Source organism: Microbacterium sp. AG1240 (genome assembly GCF_003635115.1).
Taxonomy (GTDB): Bacteria; Actinomycetota; Actinomycetes; order Actinomycetales; family Microbacteriaceae; genus Microbacterium.
The window spans coordinates 674,150-698,827 of the sequence record NZ_RBXJ01000002.1 but is presented as its reverse complement, the minus strand read 5'-3'; the positions used below and the strand labels follow the sequence as shown (position 1 = coordinate 698,827).

23 protein-coding genes are annotated in these 24,678 nt (G+C 70.3%); 4 read left to right on the top strand and 19 right to left on the bottom strand.

What is annotated here, in order from left to right; translation table 11 throughout:
* Positions 1-14 precede the first annotated feature (14 nt).
* The 4 genes from hisH to DEU34_RS12005 are packed head-to-tail and all read right to left on the bottom strand — an operon-like array spanning position 15 to position 2,729.
* A complete protein-coding gene (hisH, locus tag DEU34_RS12020) occupies positions 15-665 on the bottom strand; it encodes an imidazole glycerol phosphate synthase subunit HisH (protein ID WP_121150508.1) in 651 nt (216 codons plus the stop codon).
* Complete coding sequence (gene hisB, locus DEU34_RS12015; protein WP_121150507.1) at positions 662-1,270, bottom strand: imidazoleglycerol-phosphate dehydratase HisB; 609 nt, start codon at positions 1,268-1,270, stop codon at positions 662-664. Before hisB ends, hisH begins: the two co-directional genes overlap by 4 nt.
* Complete coding sequence (locus tag DEU34_RS12010) at positions 1,267-2,352, bottom strand: histidinol-phosphate transaminase (protein WP_121150505.1); 1,086 nt, start codon at positions 2,350-2,352, stop codon at positions 1,267-1,269. Before DEU34_RS12010 ends, hisB begins: the two co-directional genes overlap by 4 nt.
* A gap of 20 nt (positions 2,353-2,372) precedes the next feature.
* Positions 2,373-2,729, bottom strand: coding sequence for a LysM peptidoglycan-binding domain-containing protein (locus DEU34_RS12005; protein WP_121150503.1), 357 nt, complete (start codon positions 2,727-2,729; stop codon positions 2,373-2,375).
* A 267-nt stretch (positions 2,730-2,996) separates the two neighbouring features.
* On the opposite strand from DEU34_RS12005, the gene lexA reads away from it, so the two are divergent.
* On the top strand, positions 2,997-3,674 hold the full coding sequence (gene lexA, locus DEU34_RS12000) for a transcriptional repressor LexA (protein WP_121150501.1): 678 nt from the start codon (positions 2,997-2,999) through the stop codon (positions 3,672-3,674).
* A gap of 32 nt (positions 3,675-3,706) precedes the next feature.
* The gene (locus tag DEU34_RS11995) at positions 3,707-5,626 is read left to right on the top strand and encodes a prolyl oligopeptidase family serine peptidase (protein ID WP_121150499.1); all 1,920 of its coding nucleotides are present in this window, start codon (positions 3,707-3,709) and stop codon (positions 5,624-5,626) included.
* Between the two features lie 50 nt (positions 5,627-5,676).
* Here DEU34_RS11995 and hflX read toward each other — a convergent pair whose 3' ends face one another.
* Positions 5,677-7,194 carry a GTPase HflX gene (gene hflX / locus DEU34_RS11990; RefSeq protein WP_121150497.1) on the bottom strand — a complete coding sequence of 506 codons (1,518 nt, stop codon included), beginning with the start codon at positions 7,192-7,194 and terminating at the stop codon, positions 5,677-5,679.
* Positions 7,195-7,297: 103 nt separating this feature from the next.
* Here hflX and DEU34_RS11985 point away from each other — a divergent pair, with 103 nt between their 5' ends.
* Entirely contained in the window at positions 7,298-7,978 is a 681-nt protein-coding gene (locus DEU34_RS11985) for a class I SAM-dependent methyltransferase (RefSeq protein WP_121150495.1), read from the top strand.
* Here DEU34_RS11985 and dapF read toward each other — a convergent pair.
* The 7 genes from dapF to DEU34_RS11950 all read right to left on the bottom strand — a co-directional run bounded on the left by dapF (position 7,951) and on the right by DEU34_RS11950 (position 15,177).
* On the bottom strand, positions 7,951-8,820 hold the full coding sequence (gene dapF / locus DEU34_RS11980; protein WP_121150493.1) for a diaminopimelate epimerase: 870 nt from the start codon (positions 8,818-8,820) through the stop codon (positions 7,951-7,953). The two genes, DEU34_RS11985 and dapF, sit on opposite strands and share 28 nt — an antisense overlap.
* Positions 8,821-8,830: 10 nt before the next feature.
* Positions 8,831-9,796: a tRNA (adenosine(37)-N6)-dimethylallyltransferase MiaA gene (miaA, locus tag DEU34_RS11975; RefSeq protein ID WP_121150491.1), complete on the bottom strand. Its 966-nt coding sequence runs from the start codon at positions 9,794-9,796 to the stop codon at positions 8,831-8,833.
* Complete coding sequence (gene miaB / locus DEU34_RS11970; protein WP_121150489.1) at positions 9,793-11,343, bottom strand: tRNA (N6-isopentenyl adenosine(37)-C2)-methylthiotransferase MiaB; 1,551 nt, start codon at positions 11,341-11,343, stop codon at positions 9,793-9,795. Before miaB ends, miaA begins: the two co-directional genes overlap by 4 nt.
* A 65-nt stretch (positions 11,344-11,408) precedes the next feature.
* Complete coding sequence (locus DEU34_RS11965; RefSeq protein WP_183042462.1) at positions 11,409-13,133, bottom strand: choice-of-anchor G family protein; 1,725 nt, start codon at positions 13,131-13,133, stop codon at positions 11,409-11,411.
* Positions 13,133-13,867, bottom strand: coding sequence for a hypothetical protein (locus DEU34_RS16315; RefSeq protein ID WP_183042461.1), 735 nt, complete (start codon positions 13,865-13,867; stop codon positions 13,133-13,135). The genes DEU34_RS11965 and DEU34_RS16315 overlap by 1 nt, the downstream gene beginning before the upstream one ends.
* Before the next feature lie 12 nt (positions 13,868-13,879).
* Positions 13,880-14,479: a signal peptidase I gene (locus DEU34_RS11955; protein ID WP_183042460.1), complete on the bottom strand. Its 600-nt coding sequence runs from the start codon at positions 14,477-14,479 to the stop codon at positions 13,880-13,882.
* A gap of 8 nt (positions 14,480-14,487) precedes the next feature.
* The gene (locus tag DEU34_RS11950) at positions 14,488-15,177 is read right to left on the bottom strand and encodes a SipW-dependent-type signal peptide-containing protein (protein ID WP_121150484.1); all 690 of its coding nucleotides are present in this window, start codon (positions 15,175-15,177) and stop codon (positions 14,488-14,490) included.
* Between the two features lie 360 nt (positions 15,178-15,537).
* Here DEU34_RS11950 and DEU34_RS16545 point away from each other — a divergent pair, with 360 nt between their 5' ends.
* A complete protein-coding gene (locus tag DEU34_RS16545; protein ID WP_310793512.1) occupies positions 15,538-18,141 on the top strand; it encodes a LuxR C-terminal-related transcriptional regulator in 2,604 nt (867 codons plus the stop codon).
* A gap of 31 nt (positions 18,142-18,172) precedes the next feature.
* On the opposite strand, the gene DEU34_RS11940 is transcribed toward DEU34_RS16545, so the two are convergent.
* From DEU34_RS11940 to DEU34_RS11910, 7 genes are all read right to left on the bottom strand, one after another.
* On the bottom strand, positions 18,173-18,733 hold the full coding sequence (locus DEU34_RS11940; RefSeq protein WP_259460136.1) for a regulatory protein RecX: 561 nt from the start codon (positions 18,731-18,733) through the stop codon (positions 18,173-18,175).
* A gap of 187 nt (positions 18,734-18,920) precedes the next feature.
* Positions 18,921-19,970 (bottom strand): recombinase RecA, encoded by a 1,050-nt coding sequence (recA, locus tag DEU34_RS11935; protein ID WP_121150481.1) that lies wholly within the window; start codon positions 19,968-19,970, stop codon positions 18,921-18,923.
* Positions 19,971-20,226: 256 nt separating this feature from the next.
* Positions 20,227-20,451: a DUF3046 domain-containing protein gene (locus tag DEU34_RS11930; RefSeq protein ID WP_121150479.1), complete on the bottom strand. Its 225-nt coding sequence runs from the start codon at positions 20,449-20,451 to the stop codon at positions 20,227-20,229.
* A gap of 18 nt (positions 20,452-20,469) precedes the next feature.
* Complete coding sequence (locus tag DEU34_RS11925) at positions 20,470-20,778, bottom strand: helix-turn-helix domain-containing protein (RefSeq protein WP_116647341.1); 309 nt, start codon at positions 20,776-20,778, stop codon at positions 20,470-20,472.
* A 157-nt stretch (positions 20,779-20,935) separates the two neighbouring features.
* Entirely contained in the window at positions 20,936-21,463 is a 528-nt protein-coding gene (locus DEU34_RS11920; RefSeq protein WP_121150477.1) for a CinA family protein, read from the bottom strand.
* Complete coding sequence (pgsA, locus tag DEU34_RS11915; protein ID WP_121150475.1) at positions 21,460-22,029, bottom strand: CDP-diacylglycerol--glycerol-3-phosphate 3-phosphatidyltransferase; 570 nt, start codon at positions 22,027-22,029, stop codon at positions 21,460-21,462. Before pgsA ends, DEU34_RS11920 begins: the two co-directional genes overlap by 4 nt.
* Positions 22,029-24,668: a DNA translocase FtsK gene (locus DEU34_RS11910; protein WP_121150473.1), complete on the bottom strand. Its 2,640-nt coding sequence runs from the start codon at positions 24,666-24,668 to the stop codon at positions 22,029-22,031. The genes pgsA and DEU34_RS11910 overlap by 1 nt, the downstream gene beginning before the upstream one ends.
* Between the last annotated feature and the right edge of the window lie 10 nt (positions 24,669-24,678).

Below are 24,678 nucleotides of genomic sequence, written 5' to 3'. Positions count from 1 at the left end.
GCTGTGGCACGAGGTTAGACAGTAGCGGCGCCGAGGCCGTCGATCCAATTGGCGAGCAGGCGGATGCCCGCGTCCCCCGATTTCTCGGGGTGGAACTGCGTCGCGGCCAGCGGACCGTTCTCGACCGCGGCGAGGAAAGGCTCGCCGTAGTCGCACCACGTCAGCGACGGCGCCGGGAACGGCGGCTGCACATCGAGCTCCCAACGCTGTGCGGCATACGAGTGGACGAAGTAGAAGCGCTCCTGCTCGATGCCGGCGAACAGGCGCGAACCGGCGTCGGGGCGGACGGTGTTCCACCCCATGTGCGGAAGGACCGGCGCCTCGAGCTGGGTGACGGCGCCCGGCCACTCCCCCAGCCCCTCGCTGTCGACGCCGCGCTCGACTCCCCGCTCGAAGAGCACCTGCATGCCGACGCAGATACCGAGCACCGGGCGGCCGCCGGCGAGGCGCCGATCGATCAGATCGCCCCCGCGGTGTGCGCGCAACGCGCCCATGACGGCTTCGAAGGCACCGACACCGGGAACGACCAGGCCGTCGGCCTCCAGCACGAGGTCGCGATCACGCGTCAGCCGGGCGTCGGCACCGGCCGCCACCAGCGCCTTGACGGCGGAGTGGACGTTGCCCGACCCGTAGTCGAGCACCGCGACGACGGGACGCGAGCTCACAGCGCGCCCTTCGTGCTCGGGATGCCGTCGACCAGGGGGTCGAGCGCCTTGGCCTGGCGGAACGCTCGGGCGAAGGCCTTGTACTCCGCCTCCGCGATGTGGTGAGGGTCACGACCGCCCAGAACGCGAACGTGCACGGTGAGTGCGCCGTTGAACGCGATCGCCTCGAAGGTGTGACGCACCAGCGAGCCCGTGAAGTGCCCCCCGATGAGGTGCTGCTCGAATCCCTCGGGTTCGCCGGTGTGCACCAGGTAGGGGCGTCCGCTGATGTCGACGACCGCCTGCGCGAGGGCCTCGTCGAGCGGCACGAGGGCATCGCCGTACCGCGAGATGCCGGCCTTGTCGCCGAGGGCCTCGCGGATGGCCGTGCCGAGAACGATCGACACGTCCTCGACGGTGTGGTGGGCGTCGATGTGCGTGTCACCCGCGGCACGGACGGTGAGGTCGATCAGCGAGTGCTTCGCGAACGCCATCAGCATGTGGTCGAAGAAGGGCACCGACGTGTCGATGGAGCTCTTGCCCGACCCGTCGAGATCGAGCTCCAACTCGACGCTCGACTCGCTGGTCGCGCGGCGGATCGAGGCGGTTCGGGAGGGGCCGGTCATGTGCCCGATCCTACCGAGGCCAGCGCGTCGAGGAACGCGGTCGTCTCGTCTTCGGTGCCCGCCGTGACCCGCAGGTGGTGAGGGATGCCGATGTCTCGGATCAGCACGCCACGGTCGTACAACGCCTGCCACGTCGCCGCGGGGTCGGATACGCCACCGAACAGGACGAAGTTCGTCCACGATTCGTGCGCCTGATACCCGAGGGCTTCGACCGTCGCCGAGATCCGGTCGCGCTGAGAGACGATCTCATCCACCATGCTCAGCATCGTGTCGGCGTGACCCAGAGCCGCCGTCGCGGCGGCCTGCGTGAGCGCGCTCAAGTGGTACGGCAACCGTACGAGTCGCAACGCGTCGATGAGAGCGGGGTCGGCAGCGAGGTACCCGACCCGGGCCCCGGCGAAGGCGAAGGCCTTGCTCATGGTGCGCGAGACGACGAGGCGCTCACGCCCGGGGAGGAGGGTGACCGCGGAGGGCGCGTCGTGCGGGGCGAACTCCTGGTAAGCCTCATCGACGATGACGATGCCCTCGGTCGCGTCGTAGGCGGCCGCGATCACGTCGAGCGTCATCGGGGTTCCGGTCGGATTGTTCGGCGCGCAGAGGAAGGTCACGTCGGGGCGCACCTCGGTGATCTGCTCGGCCGCCGACGCCGGCGAGACGGTGTAGTCGTGCGACCGCTCACCGGACACCCATCGGGCGCCCGTGCCCCGCGTCAATAACGGGTACATCGAATACGTCGGATCGAACGAGAAGGCGGTACGACCGGGTCCGGCGAACGCCTGCAGCAGGTGCTGCAGCACCTCGTTCGACCCGTTCCCGGCCCAGATCTGCTCGCGCGTCAGCCCCTCGCCGAGGTAGTCGGCGAACGCCTCGCGAAGTGCGGTGAACTCGCGGTCGGGGTAGCGGTTCACATCGCGCAGGGCACGCGCCACCGCATCGAGGATGTCACCGGCCACGTCATCCGGCACCGGATGGGTGTTCTCGTTCACGTTCAGCGCCACCGGCAACGCCGCCTGGGGCGCACCGTAGGGTTTCATCCCGCGTAGATCGTCGCGGAGCGGAAGGTCATCGAGCCTCGTGGTCACCCTTCGATGGTAGGGCGGGCTCAGGGGGCCGCGGAGTACTCCGCGGGAATCGCGAGCCGCTGGCCGGCGGAGAGCTCCACCCCGTCGAGGGCGTTCAGCCGCACGATCGCGTCGACCACGTCACGCGGATCGGCGGACGGCGCGACCTCCTGGGCGATACCCCAGAGCGACTCGCCCGCCATGACGGTGACCTCGGTGAACGTACCCGCGGGCGCACCCGCATCGCGCGAGGCCAGAGCAGAACCGCCGCTGATCGCCGCGACGGCGATGGCCACCACGAACGGGAACGCGGCGAGACCGGTGAGCACCCGGCGACCGCGTGCGGTCAGACGAAGGCGCGTGGTCGGTACGACGGGGGCGATGCCGATGGTGGTCATGGGGTTCCTCCTCAGGTGAGAGATTCGCATCCGGCTCTCGGGCCGGAGCGCCGGATGCGAAGCTCTCTTCCGAATCTATCTTCGATACAGTCAGGGTGTCAACACCGTTCCTCTCGGAGATGGATCGAACGCGACACGCGGCGGGCAGCCGCGGAGTGCGTGCGAATCCGTATACGGTTTCGACAGGGAGACACCATCACGGACCTCCGACATTCGAAGACCGGCGCCCCTCGGGCGCGAGAGGGAGCAGCCAGAATGAGCGACGCGATGCCGTCCGGCGCCCGGGACAAACCGCAGACCCGCCGCCGCAAGAGTCTCAGTGACAAGCAGATGGCGATCCTCGAAGTGATCCAGCGCTCGATCAGCCGTCACGGCTACCCGCCCAGCATGCGAGAGATCGGCGACGCGGTCGGACTCAAGTCGCTCTCCAGCGTCACCCACCAGCTCAATCAGCTCGAACTGAGCGGTTACCTCCGTCGCGACCCCGGCAAGACGCGGGCGATGGAAGTGCTGATCGATCTCCCCGGCGCGTCGGCCGAGAACCCCGCCGACAACGCCCCGGCCGTCGGCGACGCCGCGCTCGTGCCCCTCGTCGGGCGCATCGCCGCCGGCGTCCCCATCACCGCCGACCAGCAGGTGGACGAGATCTTCCCCCTCCCCCGACAGCTCGTGGGTAAGGGCGACCTGTTCATGCTCAAGGTCTCGGGCGAGTCGATGATCGACGCCGCGATCTGCGACGGCGACTGGGTGGTCGTGCGTTCGCAGCAGAACGCCGAGAACGGCGAGATCGTCGCGGCGATGCTCGACGACGAGGCCACCGTCAAGACCTTCCGCCGACGCGACGGCCACACCTGGCTCCTCCCCCGCAACAGCGCGTTCGAGCCGATCCTCGGCGACGACGCCGTCGTCCTCGGCAAGGTCGTGGCGGTGCTGCGGGCCGTCTGATCGACGTCCGACCGCCGATCTAGGGTGAGGGGATGGATTCCCCGCTCCCCTACGGTTCCTGGCCCTCCCCGTTCCGCGCGACGTCCGTCGCCGCCGCGTCACCGCGCACCGACGGAGCGCGTTTCGTCGGAGACGACATCTGGTGGGGTCAGACGATGCCCTCCGAGGGCGGACGGACGACGGTCATGCGCCGACGACCCGACGGATCGATCGACGACCTGCTCCCCGCTCCGCTGAGCGCGCGCTCTCGCGTCCACGAGTACGGGGGCGGTGCCTGGACCGCCGCCGAGGGCGAGCTGGTCTTCTCCGAGAAATCCGACCAGCGCGTGTGGGCCCTCACCCCGGGCGGCCGTCCGCGCCCACTCACCCCCGACGACCCCTCCGCGCGATTCGCCGGCCTGACGTGGGGCGGAGGGATGCTGCTGGCCGTCCGCGAACGCCATGAAGGAGCCCCGGTGCCGGTGCGCGACATCGTGCGGATCCCGCTCGACGGGTCGGCTGCCGACGATGCCGGTCGCCTCGTCAGGGTGGCGGGCGGTACCGACTTCGTCGCGCAACCCGCCATCTCTCCCGACGGCGCGCGTCTGGCCTGGGTCGCGTGGAACCACCCCGACATGCCCTGGGATCGCACGCAGCTGCGCATCGCCGAGATCGTCGACGGCCGCGCATCCGCTCCACGCACGGTCAACGCCCTCGACACAGCCGCTCTGCAACCGGTGTGGACGGGGCCGAACGAGGTGACGTATGCCGACGACCCGACCGGACGGTGGAATCTCTGGCGCGTCGAGGGCGATGCCGCACCCGTCGCCCTGGCTCCGGCAGACGCCGACACCGGCGGTGCGCTCTGGGTGCTCGGGACGCGATGGTTCGGAGCGCTCGACGACGGACGTCTCGTCGCCGTCCGCACCGACGGGGCCGACCAGCTGGTCGTCGTGGACGGCGACCGGGTCGCGCCCCTGCCGCTGCCGATCGTCGCGGGCGCCTCCGTCGAAGACGTCTCGACGACGCGCGCGCTCGTCTCGGGAGCCACCGCCTCGGGTGGCGCCGGCCTCTGGCTCGTCGACGCGAGCGATCTCGACACCCCGGTCGTGCAGTGCATCGCCGGAGACTCGAACGGTCCGGGCCCCGAGTGGTTCCCTGTCGCGCGGCCGATCACCGCACACGGACCCCACGGCCCCGTGCACGCCTTCGCCTACCCCCCGACGAATCCCGAGGCGACCGCCCCGGCGGACGAGAAGCCGCCCTACCTCGTCCTCGTGCACGGGGGTCCGACCTCCCACGTAGGACCGGCGGCGTCGGCCAAGGTCGCGTACTTCACGAGCCGCGGGATCGGCGTGCTCGACGTCAACTACGGCGGTTCGACCGGCTACGGACGCCCCTACCGCGAACGCCTTCGCGGGCAGTGGGGCGTCGTCGACGTCGACGATGTGGCCGCCGCCGCGATGGCGCTCAGCGACGACGGACTGGCCGACCCGTCGCGGATCGCGATCGAAGGCGGCTCGGCCGGCGGATGGACGGTGCTGTCGGCACTCGTCCGCACCGACGTCTTCGCGGCCGGTATCTCGCGGTACGGCGTCGGGGACGCCCGCGCCCTCGCCGCCGACACGCACGACTTCGAGGCGCGCTACCTCGACGGCCTCATCGGCCCGCTCCCCGAGGCCGAACCCCTCTACGTCGAGCGCTCACCACTGACGTCGGCCGACCGATTCCGCGTGCCGATGCTCATCCTCCAGGGGTCGGAAGACGCGGTCGTACCTCCTGCGCAGGCCGAGGCCATTCGCGATGCCCTCGTCGCGCGGGGCGTCCCGCACGCGTACGTCCTGTACGAAGGCGAGGGGCACGGCTTCCGCAGCGCCGAGACGATCGTGCACGCGCTCGAGAGCGAGCTGGCGTTCCTCGGCGCGGCCTTCGGATTCGACACGCCCGACGTGCCCGAGCTCACCCTCGACTGACGACTCCTCCGCAGCATCCGCCCCCATCGGAGACGGATGCTGCGGAGGGGTCACGCCAGGAACGGCTGCAGGTCGGAGGCCAGCTTCGCCCCGACGTGGGCGTGCAGGAACGTGCCCTCGGCCTGGTGCTCCTGAGAGACGATGATGCCGCTCTCGTGCGCCGCGGAGACCAGATCGCCGCGGTCGTACGGCACCACGGCGCGCACCTCCACGGCGGGCAGAGGCAGGGCCTCTTCGATCACCGCGCGCAGCTCGTCGATCCCCTCGCCGGTGCGCGAGGAGACGAACAGCGCGGACGACTCGAGGCCGCGCAGCACGAGGCGCGAGTCGGCATCGATGAGATCGGCCTTGTTGAAGACGACGATCTCGCGTGTCGATCGCGCGCCGACGTCGCCCATCACGTCTCGAACGGTCGCGAGCTGTGCGGCGGGGTCGGGGTGCGAGCCATCCACCACGTGCACGATGACGTCGGCGTCGCCGACCTCCTCGAGCGTGGAGCGGAACGCCTCGACCAGTTGGTGCGGGAGGTTGCGCACGAAGCCGACCGTGTCGGTCAGCGTGTAGACGCGCCCGTCCGCGGTCTCGGAGCGGCGCACCGACGTATCGAGCGTAGCGAACAGCGCGTTCTCTACGAGGACACCCGCGCGCGTCAGACGGTTCAGGAGGCTCGATTTGCCCGCGTTCGTGTATCCCGTGATCGCGACGGCAGGAATCGTGTTGCGCTTGCGCTCGGCCCGCTTCGCTTCGCGCGCCGGCGCGAAGTCGCGGATCTGGCGGCGCAGCACGGCCATCTTGGTACGGATGCGACGGCGATCGAGCTCGATCTTCGTCTCACCCGGACCACGAGAACCCATACCGGCACCGCCGGCGCCGACCTGGCCACCGGCTTGGCGGCTCATCGAATCACCCCAGCCGCGCAGGCGCGGAAGGAGGTACTCGAGCTGGGCGAGCTCGACCTGCGCCTTGCCCTCGCGGCTCTTGGCGTGCTGGCTGAAGATGTCGAGGATGACGGTGGTGCGGTCGATGACCTTCACCTTGACGACGTCCTCGAGCGCGCGCCGCTGGCTGGGTGCGAGCTCGGTGTCGACGATGACCGTGTCGGCGCCGACCGACGCGACGATATCGCGCAGCTCCTGCGCCTTTCCGCTGCCGATGTAGGTCGCCGGATCGGGGTTCGGACGCCGCTGCAGCACGCCGTCGAGAACGACCGCGCCCGCGGTCTCCGCGAGGGCGGACAGCTCGCGCAGCGAGTTCTCCGCCTCTTCCTGCTGTCCTTGCGGGTGCACGCCGACGAGGACGACGTTCTCGAGGCGCAACTGCCGGTACTCGACCTCGGTGACGTCCTCGAGCTCGGTCGACAGACCGACCACGCGGCGGAGGGCGGCGCGGTCCTCGCGGTCCCACTGGTCGCCGTCGGTGTCACCGTACGAGACGGTCCTGTCGTCCTGAAGCGCCTGGGCAGCTCCGAACACACGCACCCCGGAGTGCGCTTCGGCGCGCGCGAGCACTCGATCCACCGGGTCGACCGGCATCTCATCCGCGCTCTGGGGGATTGTGGTGTCTGTCATCTGTTCCTTCCATCGCGCCGCCCTCGGCCGAAGGCCGGGGCCGCAGCATCCGTAAACTCTAATCCTCCCGTCGGGAGGACGATCTCTCCGATACGCTCTCCGCATGGGGAGCGACCACTACTTCACCGGGTCTCCCTCCAGCGCAGAGAACCTCCGGCGCCTGCGAGTGACCCTCGCCGGCCGCGATGTCGAGGTTGTCACCGCTGGTGGCGTCTTCAGTCCCGACCGTCTCGATGCCGGCACCGCTGTGCTGCTGGCCAACACTCCGTCGCCCCCCGCGGGCGGCGATTTCCTCGACCTCGGCTGCGGGTGGGGGCCGATCTCGCTGTCCCTCGCACTCGACGCCCCGCACGCCACGGTGTGGGCGGTCGATGTCAACGAGCGAGCCCTCGACCTCGTGCGTCGGAACGCGGAGACTCTCGGACTCCCTAACGTCAACGCCGTGCGGCCCGAGGATGTTCCCGCCGACGTGGCTTTCCGCACCATCCGCTCGAATCCCCCGATCCGGGTGGGCAAGAACGAACTGCACGGAATGCTGGAGACCTGGCTCCCCCGGCTCGAGGAGAGATCGGACGCGTGGCTCGTCGTGCAGCGCAACCTCGGCTCCGACTCGCTGCAGCGCTGGCTCGCGGCCACTCTTCCGCGCGGCTTCAGCGTTCAGCGCGCCGCGACGGGGCGCGGATACCGCGTGCTGAAGGTGCGCCGACACGGCACGCCCCCGACCGCGGCGATCGACATCGTCTCGGCGGACGACGTTCAGGCCAGCGAGACCTCACCCGAGTAGACGAGCACCGCCGGTCCTGACAGAAGGACGTGCTCGCCGTCGGCCTCCTCGACGATGCGAACGCCCAGCGTGCCGCCGGGCACGTCGACCTGCCACCGCCGCGGTGCCGCAGGACCCGCCCAGTGCCGCACCGCGAGCGCGGCGGCCGCGACGCCCGTGCCGCACGACAGGGTCTCGCCGACGCCGCGTTCGAACACGCGCATCCGCACCTCGCCGACCCCGTCGCGCACGAGCGGGTCGCCGGGCACGACGAACTCGACGTTCGCACCGTGGCGCGGCTCGGGGTCGAGAATCGGGCGGTAGGCCAGGTCGAGCGCATCGAGCTCGGTGTGCGACGACAGGGCGACCACGACGTGCGGGTTGCCCACGTCGATGCCCGTGCCCGGCCGCGCGACGTCGAGACCGCGTGCGCGCACGAGGATGTCGTCGGGCTCCGCACGCCAGACTCCGAGGTCGACCTCGAATCCGCGGTCGCTACGGGTGAGCGTCTTGACGCCCGCTCGTGTGCCGACGCGGAGGCCGCCGTCGATGGAGGCGAGACCGGCGTCGACGAGGTAGCGGGCGAAGACGCGCGTTCCGTTGCCGCACATCTCGGCCTTCGAACCGTCGGCGTTGCGGTAGTCCATGAACCACTCGGCACCGGATGCCGCGGCCTCGGCCCCGTCGTCGATCGCCGCGGAGCGGACGACACGGAGGAGACCATCGGCGCCGATACCCATGTGCCGGTCGCAGAGCGCGGCGATCTGGTCGTCGGTGAGGTCGAGGGAGCCGTCGGGATCGGCGATCACGACGAAATCGTTGCCGGTACCGTGACCCTTCGTGAACGGGAGGGTGCGCGACATGCGACCCAGTCTACGAGTCGCTCGAACCGGGGTCGGGAGCCTCGGTCGCATCGGCGAGGGTGCCGTCCACGAGGCGCGCCGTGTCGACCGTGCGGGAGTCGACCCACGCGACGTCGCGGTAGCGCCGGAACCACGACACCTGCCGTCGGGCGTAGCGGCGGGTCAGCGCCTGCGTCTGCGCGATCGCCTCCGCCTCGGTGAGATCGCCGCGCAGCTGCGCGAGCGCCTGCGCGTAACCGATGGCTCGGCGCGCCGTGACGCCGTCCTCGAGCCCGCGTTCGCGCAGCGCCGCCGCCTCGGCGACGAGGCCGTCACGCCACATGCCCTCCACGCGCGCGTCGAGCATGGGCACGAGCTCGGCGCGTTCGATACGCGTTCCGACGACGGTGGTCGCCTCGTGCCACAGCACCGGCTCATCGGGCAGCGCCGCGCCGTGGGTGTGCTCGCCCTGCGCGAGCACCTCCAGGGCGCGCACGATGCGTCGACCGTTCTTCGGATCGACGCGCGCCGCCGTGGCCGGGTCCTGCTCCTGCAGCCGCGCGAAGAGCATCCCGGGTCCGAGATGGTCGAGTTCGGCCTCGAGCTCGGCGCGGACGGCCTCGTCGCGAGGCGGGAACGCGAAATCGAACGCCACGCTGGAGACGTACAGCCCCGAACCGCCGACGAGCACCGCATCGGCCCCGCGAGCGTGGATGCGACGCACGACATCTCGCGCAGCATCCTGGTACCAGGCCACGGCGGCCTCGTCGGTCACCTCCAGAGCGTCGAAGAGGTGGTGCGGGATGCCGCGCCGCTCGTCGTCACCGAGCTTCGCCGTTCCGATGTCCATGCCGCGGTACAGCTGCATCGCGTCGGCGTTGACGATCTCGGCCGCCGTTCCCCGGGCGGCGAGCGCCTCGGCGAGCGCGAGGGAGAGACCGGTCTTGCCGGTGCCGGTGGCACCGACGACGGCCCAGATTCTCGGCGGGCGGCTCACACCCCGACGCGCAGCGACGGCAGGCCGAGGGAGACCGCGCGAGGCGCGCCCGCTTCACCGGCAGGAGCCGGGACACCGCACGACTCCGCCTGCGACCGGTCCCAGGCGTCGCCCGCGCGCGTGCGCCGGATGCGCAGTGACGCACCGTCGGGCGCGTCGGCGAGGAGGTAGTACGGCGCGGCGCGGGTGATCCCGACCGTGACGATGTCGCCCGGGCGCGGGACGGCGGACCCCGCCGGCAGCTCGAAGTGCACGAGGCGGTTGTCTTCGGCGCGTCCGGTCAAGCGGTGCGTCGAGGCGTCCTTCTTGCCTTCGCCCGTCGAGACGAGCACCTGGACCTCCCGGCCCACCTGCATCTCGTTCTCCTCGAGCGAGATGCGGTCCTGCAGGGCGAGGAGACGCTCGTAGCGCTCCTGCACGACGGCCTTCGGAACCTGGTCGGCCATCGTCGCCGCCGGGGTGCCCTCGCGGATCGAGTACTGGAACGTGAAGGCGCTGGAGAAGCGGGATGCTTCGACCACGCGCAACGTCTCTTCGAAGTCGGCCTCGGTCTCACCCGGGAAGCCGACGATGATGTCGGTCGTGATCGAGGCCTGCGGGATGAGCGCGCGCACCCGCTCGAGGATGCCCAGGAACTTCTCGCTCCGGTACGACCGGCGCATGGCCTTGAGAACGCGGTCGCTGCCCGACTGCAGCGGCATGTGCAGCTGCGGCATCACGGCGGGCGTCTCGGCCATGGCGGCGATGACGTCATCGGTGAACGCGGCCGGGTGCGGGCTCGTGAACCGGATGCGCTCGAGGCCCTCGATCTGCCCTGCTGCTCGGAGCAGTTTGCCGAACGCGAGGCGGTCGCCGAACTCGACGCCGTACGAGTTGACGTTCTGCCCGAGCAACGTCACCTCGATCGCGCCGTCGTCGACGAGCATGCGGATCTCGTTGAGGATGTCGCCCGGACGTCGGTCCTTCTCCTTGCCGCGGAGGCTCGGCACGATGCAGAACGTGCAGGTGTTGTTGCACCCGACGGAGATGGAGACCCAGCCGGCGGCTGCGCTGTCGCGCTTGGTCGGCAAGGTCGAGGGGAAGACCTCGAGCGCCTCGAGGATCTCGAGCTCCGCGTCGCCGTTGTGACGTGCGCGCTCGAGCAGGCTCGGCAGCGACCCCATGTTGTGCGTTCCGAAGACCACGTCGACCCAGGGCGCCTTGTCGAGCACGGCCTGTTTGTCCATCTGGGCCATGCACCCGCCGACCGCGATCTGCATGCCCTCGCGGACGTCCTTACGCGATTTGAGGTGCCCGAGGGTTCCGTAGAGCTTTCCGGCGGCGTTGTCGCGCACCGCGCAGGTGTTGATCACGACGACGTCGGCGTCCGCGCCCGCCTCGGCGGGCAGGTAGCCCGCGCTCTCGAGCGAGCCCGACAGGCGCTCCGAGTCGTGGACGTTCATCTGGCACCCGAACGTGCGCACCTCGTAGGTGCGCGGCCGACCGTCGAGGCGCAGGGCAGCGGGTGACCGTTCGATCACCGTCGGGGTGCGAGAAGGCATGCTCATGATGGGCCCATTCTACGAGCCGTGCCCCGTGGGGGTCCGCGAACCGGCGGAGCCGACCGGGGCCCTCACGGTGCGGTGACCGGCCCCGCCGACGCGGTGCCGAGGGTGACGCGCGCGATGCTCGAGGGGGTCAGCGCATCGGCCAGCCCGATCCGCAACGCCGAGACGAGGTATTGCGGCGTGGAGTCGTCGGTGCCGGCGATGAACGTCGATCCGGGTGGTGCGCCCGGGCGGTCGGGCTGCACGTTGACCATGAGCGACAGGATCGACGGCAGCACGTTCACGACGGAGCCCACCCGCGCGATGATCGTGTTCACGGCGGTCGAGAGCGTCGTGCCGAGCGCGGTGATCGCGCCGAGCGCGGTGGTCGTGATCTGGTTCGCCACGGCGGCGACCAGCACCGACGAGAGCAGCTCGACCGAGGCGATCAGCTGGGTGACGGTCGGAAGGCGCAGCGCCGCGAGGAGGGTGCTGATCGCTCCCACCGCGCCCGCGGCCTCGGCGTCGACCGCGAACGTCGCCGTTCCGTCGAGCACCGCCCCGACCGTGCCGACGTAGTCGATCGACACGTTCAGCACGTTCAGACCGGGCAGGATGCCGATCCCCGGTGCGCCGATCACGGCGTTGAGGTCGATCGTCAGGGTCGCGGCTCGAAGGTTCTGCCGCACGGCGGCGGTGATCTGCGACGTCCAGGCGTTCAGCAGATCGCCGACCCGGGTGACGATCGGCGCCAGCACGGCGGAGTTCACGACGACCTCGGTGTTGGGCGGCGCGTTGTTGAGCGACGGCAGCAGAGCGTCGAGATCGATGTCGACCATGCCCGTCTGCAGGTCGACCGTCACCACGCCGTCCGTCAGCGGCGTGGTGAGCAGCGACGTCACCGCTCCCCCGAGGTTCAGCCCGGAGAGCGTGACGCTCCCACCGATGCTCGTGGTCAGGATGCCGGGAAGAGAGAGGTCTAGGGCGGCTCCGGTCGCCGACGAGATCAGACCCGACGAACCGAGGAGCGAGGAGATCGCCGAGTTCACGGTCGTGATCCCCGCCGTGGTGGTGCCCGCCAGCGCGCCGACGGCCGGTACCTCGACGTCGAGGCCGAGGCCCGCGACGCCGTAGCTGCGCGTGCTCCCCGTGACCGTGCCGTCGCCCCACGTCGACGATCTCAGCGCGGCGCAGCCGTCCAGCTCGGAGATCGCCCCCACGGCGCCCACGCGCAGATCCGCGCCCGCGATCCCCGTGAGGGCGGGGAGCAGCTCGTCCAGACGGATCCTCGCCGGCGAGGGCAGCGAACCGCTCGGAGTCGTTCCGACCGTGACGACGCCGCTGTCGTTCACCAGGCCCGAGGCGCCGGTGGCCGCCCCGAATCCCGACACCCGCGCGTACTGGTTGGCCGCTCCCAGGGCGGCGCCGGGCACCGGCACCTCGAATCCGCTCATGTCGACTCCCGCGATGCCCAGGAGGTCGACGTCGAAGGGGTTGGCGTAGGTGAGGGCCGCCAGGTTCACGGCGTCCGGGGGCTGAATCGACAGCGCGCCGTCTGCCCCGAGCACGAGACGCATCTGCTCGAGGTCGGCGACCGGGTCGAGATCGGCGCCGAGGAGGTCGCCGGAGAGGAAGCGCCCGTACGACGTCGACGCGAAGCCGGTGTCTTCCCCGCACCGCAACGACGACGTGGCGATGTCCCCGTGCACCCACTCCTCCTGCGTCCACGCGGCCGTCGTCGCCGTGACCGATGGCGGAACGACGACGACGGCGACCGCGGCGAGCGCGAGGGCCGTGAGAGAGCGGCGCATCACCGGTCCCCTCGTAACGGTCGCATCCGCAGGGCCGCGCCGAGACCCAGGAGACCCGCCGCCATGGACCCCACCGCCACCCAGAGCGAAACGTCCGCTCCCGTCGCGGGGAGAACGCCGCCCCCTCGCGGCGGACGGGCCGCAGGATCGACCGCGACGGCGGTGAGCCCGATGCCCACCGTTCCGACGAGGCCCATCAGCGAAGCATCCGCCCGTGCATCGGCCGAGTCCTCCACGGCCAGGGTGACGAGCAGGAACACCGGGGCGGATGCTGCTCGCGACCCGAGCTGGAACGTCGGGCTCGACGTCGCGTTGTCGTCGAGCGGCGTCGCGACGGCGACCGGTATCGCCGTGCCCGTGCACACCGGCCCCTCCCCCAGGCCGATCCACGGCACATCGCATTCGTCCACGGTCATCTCGAGCCCCCGCGGATGCGACACGAGCTCGCCGGTCTTGCGCAGCTGTAGCGAGAGTGTGGCTCCGACGGCTCCCTCGAGGCGGGCGGCCACCTGCCAGTACGACGGATCGCCGGGGCTCAGAGCGAGGAACTCCGCGGGGTACGGATCGGACGACAGCACGAGCCGGCCTGGATGCCCCGTGGGCGGCACGTCGACGAACGCCGCGCGGGCGGCGCCGCCGGCGATGAGGCCTCCGCCGACCAGCAGCGCGAGGGAGAGTGCAGCGGTCAGCAGCGCCGCGGCGTTGCGGCGCAATGGGAGTCGGGGGAAGGGCATCCGGGGGTTCCTCTACTGCCGTCGCGGGATGCGAGGCGCGGAGGCGGGCCACAGCGCCCACGCGACCGCGGCGGCGACCACGAGGGTGATCCCCGCCATCGCTGCGGGAGTCTTCGCCGCGATCACCACCCACCCCGCTCCGGGCGCACCGACGATGACACGACGCACCTCCTCGACGACGTACGGTTCGGGATCATCGATCGTGTTCGCGTCGCCGCGGAGCACGAGGCTGCGGGCCGGCGTGTTGCCGGGCACGGCGTCGATCGCCACGACACGGTGGGTGACCGGCGTCGCGGAGTCGGGGCGTGGCACCGTGACGACGTCCCCGATCGCGAGTTCTGACGCCGGGATCTCTCTGACCACGGCGGCCGATCCTGTCGGAAGCGACGGAGCCATCGATCCCGTGACGAACACGATGATCGACAGCCCGAGCGCGGCAGACACGACGAGCCACACGATCGTAAGGATGCCGACCACTCCGAGCACCGTGATGACGGCATCGCGGACGGCGCCGCGACGTCGCGGACTCGCTTCCGCGTGCGCCGCGACCGGCCCGCCGGCCCGCGCGTGGTGCGCGGGTCCGCGGGCCGGCGTCTCGGTGAGAGAGGGCACGACGGGTGTCAGGACGTGGCCGCGAACTGCCAAGCGGGAGCGCCGGTGAGACCCATGTAGTCCTCGACGTCCGAGCCTGCGGCCGGGACGAAGGGGTCGGGCAGCGAGACCTCGAAGCAGTAGTACTGGGTGGAGTCCGCCGCGGCCAGGAGCGACTGCGCAGCCGTGCCGCCGGACGTGAGCAACGGGCCGTCGGCGATGAGCGCGGGGGCACCGGGCGCACCGCTGAAGGCGGTGGCGTCGCAGGTGAAGGGGGTGTCGTCGGTGACGACGCGCACACCGAGGGCGGCCAGGAGCAGGTCGTCGGGGTCGGTGACCGCCACCCCGGCGGCGGGGACGGCGGGCTGGAGCTCCACGTCGCCGGCGACCGATGCGACGGTCGTGCGCAATGCGACCGGCGCGTAGACCGCGTCGCCGGGCGAGAGTGCCAGCGCGGCGAGGCCGAAGACGATCTCGCCGCCGGGGTTCTCCTCCTCGTCGATCCAGGTCGCGTCCGCGAAGGGCGGCACGGTGTTCTGCTGCACCTCGAACGTCGAGGTGCCGATTCCGGGACCGCCGGCGCCGTTGCCGCCGAACACCCACTCGGTGTCGGTCCACGCGGCCAGAGTGGCCGATACCCCCAGGCCGAGTACGGCGGCACCCGCCGTGATCGCAAAGACCTTCCGTCGTGTCGCCCGACGCCGCTCCTGTGTTTCCATGTCTTCTCCCGCTCGTCTCCTGCGTCCGGAGGGCCCTGCGCACACCGGCGATCGCGTGATCTGAGAGGACGCTAGGGCGCGCTGAGCCGCCGGACGCGCCCCTGCGAGCGTTCCCGGTGAAAGATGCGAAAACCGATCCGGGCGGTAAGCGCAACCCCTTGGACCCAGAGGGTGATGCGGGTATTTTTCGCGGTACTGGTGTCGTATCCCAGTAGTCGGGTGGGGGGATTCACCCGGTATCGGACGGTACGAGATCGGTAGGGTTGAACACCCGCGCGGCAGGGCTGAGCCGCGACTCTCTATGGCAGGTGCACGAGTGGGGGGCCGCGAACCATGAGAACGCATCGAGATGACGACGGAGTGATAGGCGACGATCGCGATGTTGCGCGCGTCATCGATCTCCTCCAGACGGGCACGAGCATCGTTCTCGTCGGCCCGCTCGGAAGTGGCAAGAGCCACTTCCTCCGGCAGGTGATCCACCGGCTGTCGGCGACCGAGGACGAGCCTGTCGTCCTGCGCTCGATCGGACCGCACGCCGCCGTCCCGCACGGAGCGCTGACGGCGTCGAGAGACGAACGAGCCGCACGCCTCCGCGACGGCCAGCCCGAAGAGACCGAGCGTCCGATCGTCATCATCGACGACGCACAAGAGCTCGATCCGGCTTCGGTGGCCGCCGTCGTCCGCGCGGTCTACAGCGGGCACGCGACCGCGCTGTTCGCACTCACGGTGTCGCGCGAAGGGTCGACCCGGCCGGTCGACGGCAACCCCGATGCGGCCCAGATGGCGACCGATCTCTGGTTGCGGGGCCTCGCGGAACGCATCGACCTCGCATCCCTCACACCACGGGACGCCGATCTTCTCCTCGACCTGTTCGCCGCACCCGAACTCGACGCCATGACGCGTGCATCGATCGTCGCCCTGGCCGACGGTTCCCGGATGCTGTTGCGAGAACTCGCCGCGGAGGCCGGTCACGCCCTCCGGCACGGCCGGGACCCCATCGACGCGATGCGTGACAGCCCGCCCAACGGGCGTCTCTCCGACGCTCTCGCGGCACACGGCGCTCAGCTGACGTCTGTGGAGAGGAGCACACTCGCGACGCTGGGCAGGGTTCCCGGCATCTCCCGGGCCGACGCCGCGCGATTCCTCCCCACGGCCGCCCTCGACTCGCTCGTCAACGCGCGGCTGGTCCACGACGACGCGACACCGGCCCATCGTCTGACGGCCAACGCCGCTCTTGCCCACGAGGTCGAGCGACGAATGGGAGCCGACGCGGTCGTACCGCTTCTGGACGGGGCGATACGCCGGATGTTCGCACCGTCGAGCGAGTGGTGGTGCCCATCGCTCGCCGTGCTCGCGGCACAATCCTGGCTGCAGGAGAGGTCCCTCGGACCGGACTACGAATCGGTGCCGCCCGCCGTCCGCCACAGGGCCTCGCTCGAGGCGGCCCGACGTGCGAACGACCAGGGCGAGCCCGCGCAAGCCGTCGCGCACGCGAGCCTCGGACTGCGGGACGACGATGACGCCCTCCTCCTTTTGGAGCACGCCTTCGCGCGGGCGGCTCAGGGCGGCACCATCGACGTCGATGCGCTGATCGAGCGTCTCTCCGGGGTCGTCGTCGATGCCGCGACACTCCTGCGGTGCGTCCGCGTGGTGGGGCTCGCCGGACCCACGAACGTCGATGACCTCGAGGCCGCCGTCGACCGGGTCGCCGCGCTGGAGTGCCCCGACGCCCGCGGCTCCGCAGAACTCGCCATGATGCGCGCCGACCTTCTCGGCGCGCGTATGGATTGGACGTCGGCCGTGGCGATCGCCGAGGCTGTCTTCGCACAGCAGAGCAACTCGACATCCCTGCGCGTTCGAGCGGCCGCACTCGCCGGGCTCGGGCACGCGTGCCTCGGAGCCGTGAACAAGGCGCAGACGTGGTTCCTGCGGGCTCACCGCACCGCCGGAGAGCGGGGAGGCATCACGCCGATCACGACGGTCGACCGGCTGCGGATCGCCTGCAACGAGATCGTGGCGGGAGCGGTCGCCGGCACCGATCTCGGTCCGGTGCTCGCCAGGCTCGGCGGCGAGGTCGACGCGGCCGCACGCCAAGGCGATGCGGAGTCGGCCGCGACCGCCGGTCTCGTCCTGTCGTGCGCCTACGCCGTCACCGCCGACCCCGAACGCGCCGCGCGAGAGCTGGACGCCGCGGTGCGCCGGGCGCGGCCACCCGCTGCCTCAGACCTGGTGCCGCTGGCGCAGATCGCCGTGGCGCACTCGCTCGCCCTCTTCGACCACGCCGAGGAAGCACGCCAACTGCTCGACCGTATGGACCACGCGGCCTTCGACGGTCTCCCGACCCTCGAGCACGCGCGAATGGTCGCGGAGACGTATGTCTTCACCGCGCTCGGCCAACCCACTGAGGCCCTCGACGCCGCCCGCTCCGCTGCCACGGCCTCCGAGACGGCGCCCGCGCTCCAGGCGCGCGATCTCTTCCAGATGGTGGCCCTGGGTGCCGGTGACGACGCCCTCCCCCGGATGCGGCGAATGGCCGCGACATCCGACGTGCCGGCGACACAGCGGTTGTCCGCCGCCGCCGAAGCGCTCTCGGCACTCGACGACCCCGAGCCCGACCTCGTCGCCGCCATGCGACGGGCGACCACGTGGGGCGACAACGGTACGACGCGCGGCATCGGTATCGCGCACGACGCACCCGCGCCGAACGGCGGTCAACGCGGCGCGGCGTCGGCCACCCCCGACGTCGAACTCACGCGCCGCGAACGGGAGATCGCGCTGCTGGTCGCAGAGGGCCTCGGCAACCGCGAGATCGCCGAGCGTCTCTATCTCTCGGTGCGCACCGTGGAGTCCCACGTCTACCAGGCGCGCGCGAAGCTGGGCGCGGCCTCGCGCGTGGAACTCGGGCGGACCGTCGCGCCCCGCCGCGGCACGTCGCAGAAGACGCACACCGTCCGAGGCCTCTGAGACGCGTCGATCGCCGCGAGGGCTGCGGTGCCTACAGCTCGTCGAGCGCTTGACGAGCGGCGGTCATCGACACCGACGACGGGTAGCCGCGTCGAGCGAGCTGACCGAGAAGCCGCCGTAGGGCCGTCTCTCGGTCACGCGCTCCGAGGGAACGCGCCTTGGTACGCGCGAAGTCGAGAGCGCGTTCGAGATCGTCATCGGGCATCTCCGACAAGACGGTGTCGACGACGTCGCGCGGGATGCCTCGCCGTGTCAGAAGGGGCGAGATGGCCTGCCGCCCCTGACCCTTGCGCTCGACGGCCGCCCGCACGAGCTGCTGGGACAGGGAGAGATCGTCGAGGTACCCGAGACGCTCGAACTGATCCAGGAGCTCGTCGGCGGCACCGCCGGTCATTCCCGCAGCCAGGAGCACACCCCGCGACTCGGAAACCGACAACTGCCTCGTATGGAGCTTTCGGAGCAGGCTCGCCTCTGCCGCGTCGCGCACCTCGCCCGGATCGACCGCCTCGGCACCGGACGCGCCGTCGTCGGTCGACACGTCGGCCGGCCTGCGGCCCTCCGACGGTCGCTGAGCCTTCGGCTCGGGAGCCACCCAACTCGCATGCCACGGGATGTCGGTGTCATCGCGAGATGACTCCGCCCGCGGTGCCTCGGGCGGCAGCGACCGCGGACGGTCGCCGCGGGCCGTTGCCCGTCGCTCGGTGTGCTGACCGCCGAAAAGCGGGATCACGGGGGCGAGAGCGGATTCCTCTCTCTCGCCCCCGTCGATCGGCGCCATGTCAGGCGGGGCGGCGAGCCGCGAGCTCGTCTGAGACGGAGGCGTCGTCGCGGGCGCCGCCGATGCCGAGCTTGCCCTTGATCTTCGACTCGATCTCGGTGGCCATGTCGGGGTTCTTCAGCAGGAAGTTGCGGGCGTTCTCCTTGCCCTGCCCGAGCTGCTCGCCGTCGTAGGTGTACCACGCGCCCGACTTCTTGACGATGGCGTGTTCGACCCCGAAGTCGATGAGGCTGCCCTCGCGCGAGATTCCGATGCCGTAGAGGATGTCGAACTCCGCCTGCTTGAAGGGCGGGGCCATCTTGTTCTTCACGACCTTCACACGCGTGCGGTTTCCGACCGCCTCGGTGCCGTCTTTCAGCGTCTCGATGCGTCGGATGTCGAGGCGCACCGACGCGTAGAACTTCAGCGCCTTTCCGCCGGCGGTCGTCTCGGGCGAGCCGAAGAAGACGCCGATCTTCTCGCGCAGCTGGTTGATGAAGATCATCGTGGTGTTGGTCGTGTTCAGTCCACCGGTGAGCTTTCGCAGCGCCTGCGACATGAGACGAGCCTGCAGACCGACATGGGAGTCGCCCATCTCGCCTTCGATCTCGGCGCGCGGCACGAGGGCTGCGACGGAGTCGATGACGACCAGGTCGACGGCACCCGAACGCACGAGCATGTCGGCGATCTCGAGGGCCTGCTCACCGGTGTCGGGCTGCGACACCAGCAGGGAGTCGATGTCGACACCGAGCTTCTTCGCATAGTCGGGGTCGAGGGCGTGCTCGGCGTCGATGAACGCGGCGATGCCACCGGCTCGCTGCACATTGGCGATCGCGTGAAGCGTCAGGGTGGTCTTACCCGAGGACTCGGGACCGTAGATCTCGATGATGCGGCCACGCGGGAGTCCGCCGACGCCGAGTGCGACGTCGAGCGCGATGGATCCGGTGGGGATGACCTCGACGGGAGCACGGTCGTCGCTGCCCAGTCGCATGACCGAGCCCTTTCCGAACTGCCGATCGATCTGGGCGAGTGCCGATTCCAGGGCCTTCTCGCGGTCTGCGGGTGATGGCATGACGTGCTCCTCTTGTTCGCGTTCCGTCGCCTGTAGGCTGTCGCGCTCCTCGCCGACGGCGGGGATGCAGGGACAAGGCGTAGGTGTCATCCGACGATGTCCACGCTAGGGAGGGCCACCGACATCGAGCCGGGGCTTCGCCCGCACGGGGACATTCACATCCTCGAACACCACTGTGCAGGAGACTACGCCGGTATCGAACACTTCTTCGATGACACGCCGACGCGGGCGCAGGCCGACTCCTCGGTGGTTGCCGTCAGCGGCGACGGGGTTCGAGGCGTCCCGCACCGTACCGACGACTCTCGGGGACGTCGGTCTCGGCACACAGGGCCAACCACACGTCTCGCGGAGGCACGCCCGCCGTCAACGCCTCGCGCGCCGTACGGCCGCCGAGTGCCATCAACGAAAGGTCTGCCGCGAGAGAGTCGCCCTGGGCGCCGAACTCGTCGGAGACGGCTCGATCGAACTCGCTACGACGCACGGTCGACGAAGAGTGGGCTCAGCGCAACGACAGCTGGGGCTCGACGGAGGCCACCAGGTCGTCGGGAACGACGTCGGGGAAGGTCTGCAGGCCCTCGATCACCGAGAGCCGGTCGCCGACCTCGCGCATGATCGTGGAGATGGGCACATCGAGCGCCTCTGCGACGGAGGCGAGGATCTCGCTCGACGCCTCTTTCTGGCCGCGCTCGACCTCGCTGAGGTAGCCGAGCGCCACACTCGCACGGCTCGCTACCTGCCGCAGGGTGCGGCCCTTCTGCTGGCGGAGATCACGAAGGACTTCACCGATCTCTTGACGTACCAGGATCATTTGGGGCCCCTCCTCACTTCGATTCCGCCGTCTGTCCGAGTGGACAACGGTACAACACCTGCTCTGCAAATCTAGCGCCGCGCGCTGGACAAAGGGTGGGAATCGCCGAATGTAACGGAGCGGAAACACGTTCTGTTCCCGCTGCGGTCGGGGGATCTCACAACGCCGCGAGAGCACGGCGCACAGCGATGCGCGCGGACTCCTGCCGGATGGCTTCGCGATCGCCGGTCAGCTCCAAGGAGTCGACGCGGGTTCCCAGCGGCGTGGAGATCGCGATGTGGACCGTTCCGACCGGCTGCCCGTCGGGAGACTCGGGGCCGGCGATACCCGTCGTCGCGATGCCGACGTCGGCGGGTCGTCCGTCGACGGCCAGCGCGGCGCACACGCCCTTGGCCATCTGCCGCGCGACGCGCGGGTGCACAGCGCCGTGAGCCTCGAGGAGCGTGGGATCCACCCCCAGCAGCGACTGCTTGATCGCCGAGTCGTAAGCGACGACGCCTCCGCGCAGCACCCGCGACGCACCGGGCACACCCACCAGCGACGAGACGACCAGGCCACCGGTGAGCGATTCGGCGACGGCGACCGACCAGCCGAGTTCGGCGAGCCTGTCGATCAGGCGCGCGGCGCTCTCCCGGGGATCACGCACGAGCGTCGACTCGAGATCGTCGGGCAGCCCGTCGATCACGCGGTACGACGCTTCCGGGCGCCGCGCACCTCGGACACGACGTAGTCGAGACCGCTCGCGATCGTCAGGATCACCGCGGCCCACATGGTGACGATGTTCAGCCACACGATCCAGTCACCGACGACCGACGCGAGCGGAAGCAGCGCGAGCGAGAGGGCGATCGACTGCGCGACCGTCTTCAGCTTGCCCATCCATGCCGCGGCCAGGACATGATCGCTCACGACCATGAACCGGTAGACCGTTATGCCGATCTCGCGCACGAGCACGATGATCGTCACCCACCAGTCGAGCTCGCCCAGGATCGACAGACCGACGAACGCTGCACCCGTGAGCACCTTGTCGGCGATCGGATCGAGCAGCTTGCCCAGGTCGGTGACGATGTCGTACCGGCGGGCGATGTACCCGTCGATTCCATCGCTGGCGATCGCGACGATGAACAGCACGGCGGCCCACCACCGCAGGGCCCCGTCGGCACCGCCGTCTGCGAGCAGCATCCACAGGAAGATCGGCGCGCACAGGATGCGCACGATCGTGATCGCGTTGGGGAGTTGACGGGGCACGGACATCAGTCTCTCCCGGTCAGCTGCCACATGTCTTCGTCGCCCTCGTCGCCGTCGACGACCTCGAGCCCGTCGAACTGCGCGTCGACCGGGTCGGGCGCCGGCGCCTCCTGACCGCGCAGGCGCGCGAGCACGGCGGGGAGCTGCTCGTTCGTCACGAGCACGTCTCGGGCCTTGGACCCCTCCGAGGGGCCGACGATCTCGCGCGACTCCATGAGATCCATGAGACGCCCGGCCTTGGCGAAGCCGACGCGCAGCTTGCGCTGGAGCATCGAGGTCGACCCGAACTGGGTCGACACGACCAGCTCGGCGGCCGCGAGCAGGAGCTCGAGATCGTCGCCGATGTCGGCGTCGATCTCTTTGCGCTCGGCGGATGCGGCGACGTCGGAGCGGTACTCGGGACGCGCCTGGTTCGTGACGTGGGCGACGACCTTCTCGATCTCGGACTCGCTGACCCACGCGCCCTGCACGCGCAGCGACTTGTTGGCGCCCATCGGCAGGAAGAGCGCATCGCCCTGCCCGATCAGGCGGTCGGCGCCGGGCTGATCGAGGATGACGCGCGAGTCGGTCACGCTGGTGACGGCGAATGCGAGACGCGAGGGCACGTTGGCCTTGATGAGCCCGGTGACGACGTCGACCGACGGGCGCTGGGTCGCCAGCACGAGGTGGATGCCGCTGGCACGCGCGAGCTGGGTGATGCGCACGATGGAGTCCTCGACGTCGCGAGGGGCCACCATCATCAGGTCGGCGAGCTCGTCGACGACCACCAGCAGATACGGGTACGGCTTCAGCACCCGCTCGCTGCCGACCGGCAGCGTGACCTCGCCGGAGACGACGGCCTTGTTGAAGTCGTCGATGTGGCGGTACCCGAACGACGCGAGGTCGTCGTACCGCATGTCCATCTCCTTCACAACCCACTGCAGCGCCTCGGCCGCCTTCTTGGGGTTCGTGATGATGGGGGTGATCAGGTGCGGAACGCCCGCGTACGACGTCAGCTCGACGCGCTTCGGGTCGATGAGCACCATGCGCACCTCGGAGGGTTTGGCGCGCATCAACAGGCTCGTGATCATCGAGTTCACGAAGCTGGACTTACCCGAACCGGTGGAACCGGCGACGAGGAGGTGAGGCATCTTCGCGAGGTTGGCGACGACGTAACCGCCGCCGACGTCCTTGCCGACGCCGATCGTCATGGGGTGGGTGGATGCTGCGGCGTTGCCGGAGCGGAGCACGTCACCGAGCGTGACGATCTCGCGGTCGGCATTGGGGATCTCGACGCCGATCGCGCTCTTGCCCGGGATCGGCGCGAGGATGCGCACCTCGTTCGAGGCGACGGCGTAGGCGATGTTGTTGGTGAGCGCGGTGATGCGCTCGACCTTCACGCCGTGCCCGAGCTCGATCTCGTACTGCGTGACGGTCGGACCGCGCGAGAAGCCGGTGACCCGGGCGTCGACCGAGAACTGCTGGAGCACGCTCTCGAGAGCCTTCACCACCGCATCGTTCGCTGCGGACCGTTCCTTGTGGGGCGGGCCGGCGGCCAGCGCCGTGTCGGACGGCAGACGGTAGTCGGAGGTCGGCGGCATGCCGGCGCTATCGCCGCCGAGCCCCGATATCGTGCCGAGCTCGTCGTCGGCGCTGTCGGAGTCGTCGCGCAGGCTCACGGCCGCGGCCGGCGGCGTGGCGATCGTCGGACGCGCGAACACCTCCGTGAGCGCGTCGGGCATCGGCGGGAGGGGCGGTGGTTCCGGCGCCTCGAAGACCTGCTCGAAACCGCCCTCGGACTTCCCCGGTGTGAGCAGTTCGGTGAGGTCCTGCGAGCCGAGCGCACCGTCGGCGTCCTCCTCGCGGCCCGACCGATTGCGACGCCACCACGGACGCGCCTCGCGGCCGGCCTCGTCGTCGTCGTCGGTGTCGACGGCGGCGTCTTTCGATCGATCCGACGGCGCCGCCCGCTCGGCGTCGAACATCCAGGCATACAGGTCGCCGAGACGGGTGCCGATGCGGTTCGGCGGAGTCTTGGTGAGGATCAGGATGCTGAGGATGCCCACGAGCGAGAGCACGATGCCCGCTCCGACCGGGGTTATGAGCATCGCGAGGGGTTCGCCGGCCATCCAGCCGAAAAGGCCTCCGGCGGAACTCAGGGCGGGGAGCCCGGCATTCGGCTGAGGACGATCACCGAGAACGTGGCAGAACCCCGCCACCGCGATCACGAAGAGGGCGAAGCCGATGCCGATGCGACCGTTGTCGTGCACGGACGAGGGGTGGCGGAAGAGCCATCCCGCGAGCAGCAGCAGCAGCACGGGGAAGACGAATGCCTCGCGACCGATCAGACCGCCGACCGAGTAGGCGCTGATGGCGGCGGCGACGTCGGAGCCGATGAAGAACCACTCGACCGTCGCCCCGGCGGCCGCGAGCAGGACGAGCAGGAACGGCAGGCCGTCGCGGCGCTGTTCCTTCTCGAGGTTCTCCGGGCCGAAGGCACGGAACACGCCCCCGACCGCGTGGGCGACGCCGAGCCATGCTCGGACGGCGACGGCCGGCTTGTCGGGCTCGCCGACGTACTTCTTGGGTGCGGGCGCGGGCTTGCGGGCGCGTGAGGCGCTCTTCGCGGGCGCGCGACCGCTGGTCGCCGGAGTACTGCGGGGCATGCCTCCACGG

Bases quoted from the DNA above. Each gene is read 5' to 3' on its own strand.
- hisB (WP_121150507.1), bottom strand. From the start codon at position 1,270: ATGACCGGCCCCTCCCGAACCGCCTCGATCCGCCGCGCGACCAGCGAG.
- DEU34_RS12005 (WP_121150503.1), bottom strand. From the start codon at position 2,729: ATGACCACCATCGGCATCGCCCCCGTCGTACCGACCACGCGCCTTCGT.
- lexA (WP_121150501.1), top strand. From the start codon at position 2,997: ATGCCGTCCGGCGCCCGGGACAAACCGCAGACCCGCCGCCGCAAGAGT.
- DEU34_RS11995 (WP_121150499.1), top strand. From the start codon at position 3,707: ATGGATTCCCCGCTCCCCTACGGTTCCTGGCCCTCCCCGTTCCGCGCG.
- hflX (WP_121150497.1), bottom strand. From the start codon at position 7,194: ATGACAGACACCACAATCCCCCAGAGCGCGGATGAGATGCCGGTCGAC.
- DEU34_RS11985 (WP_121150495.1), top strand. From the start codon at position 7,298: ATGGGGAGCGACCACTACTTCACCGGGTCTCCCTCCAGCGCAGAGAAC.
- dapF (WP_121150493.1), bottom strand. From the start codon at position 8,820: ATGTCGCGCACCCTCCCGTTCACGAAGGGTCACGGTACCGGCAACGAT.
- miaB (WP_121150489.1), bottom strand. From the start codon at position 11,343: ATGAGCATGCCTTCTCGCACCCCGACGGTGATCGAACGGTCACCCGCT.
- DEU34_RS11965 (WP_183042462.1), bottom strand. From the start codon at position 13,133: ATGCGCCGCTCTCTCACGGCCCTCGCGCTCGCCGCGGTCGCCGTCGTC.
- DEU34_RS16315 (WP_183042461.1), bottom strand. From the start codon at position 13,867: ATGCCCTTCCCCCGACTCCCATTGCGCCGCAACGCCGCGGCGCTGCTG.
- DEU34_RS11950 (WP_121150484.1), bottom strand. From the start codon at position 15,177: ATGGAAACACAGGAGCGGCGTCGGGCGACACGACGGAAGGTCTTTGCG.
- recA (WP_121150481.1), bottom strand. From the start codon at position 19,970: ATGCCATCACCCGCAGACCGCGAGAAGGCCCTGGAATCGGCACTCGCC.
- DEU34_RS11925 (WP_116647341.1), bottom strand. From the start codon at position 20,778: ATGATCCTGGTACGTCAAGAGATCGGTGAAGTCCTTCGTGATCTCCGC.
- pgsA (WP_121150475.1), bottom strand. From the start codon at position 22,029: ATGTCCGTGCCCCGTCAACTCCCCAACGCGATCACGATCGTGCGCATC.
- DEU34_RS11910 (WP_121150473.1), bottom strand. From the start codon at position 24,668: ATGCCCCGCAGTACTCCGGCGACCAGCGGTCGCGCGCCCGCGAAGAGC.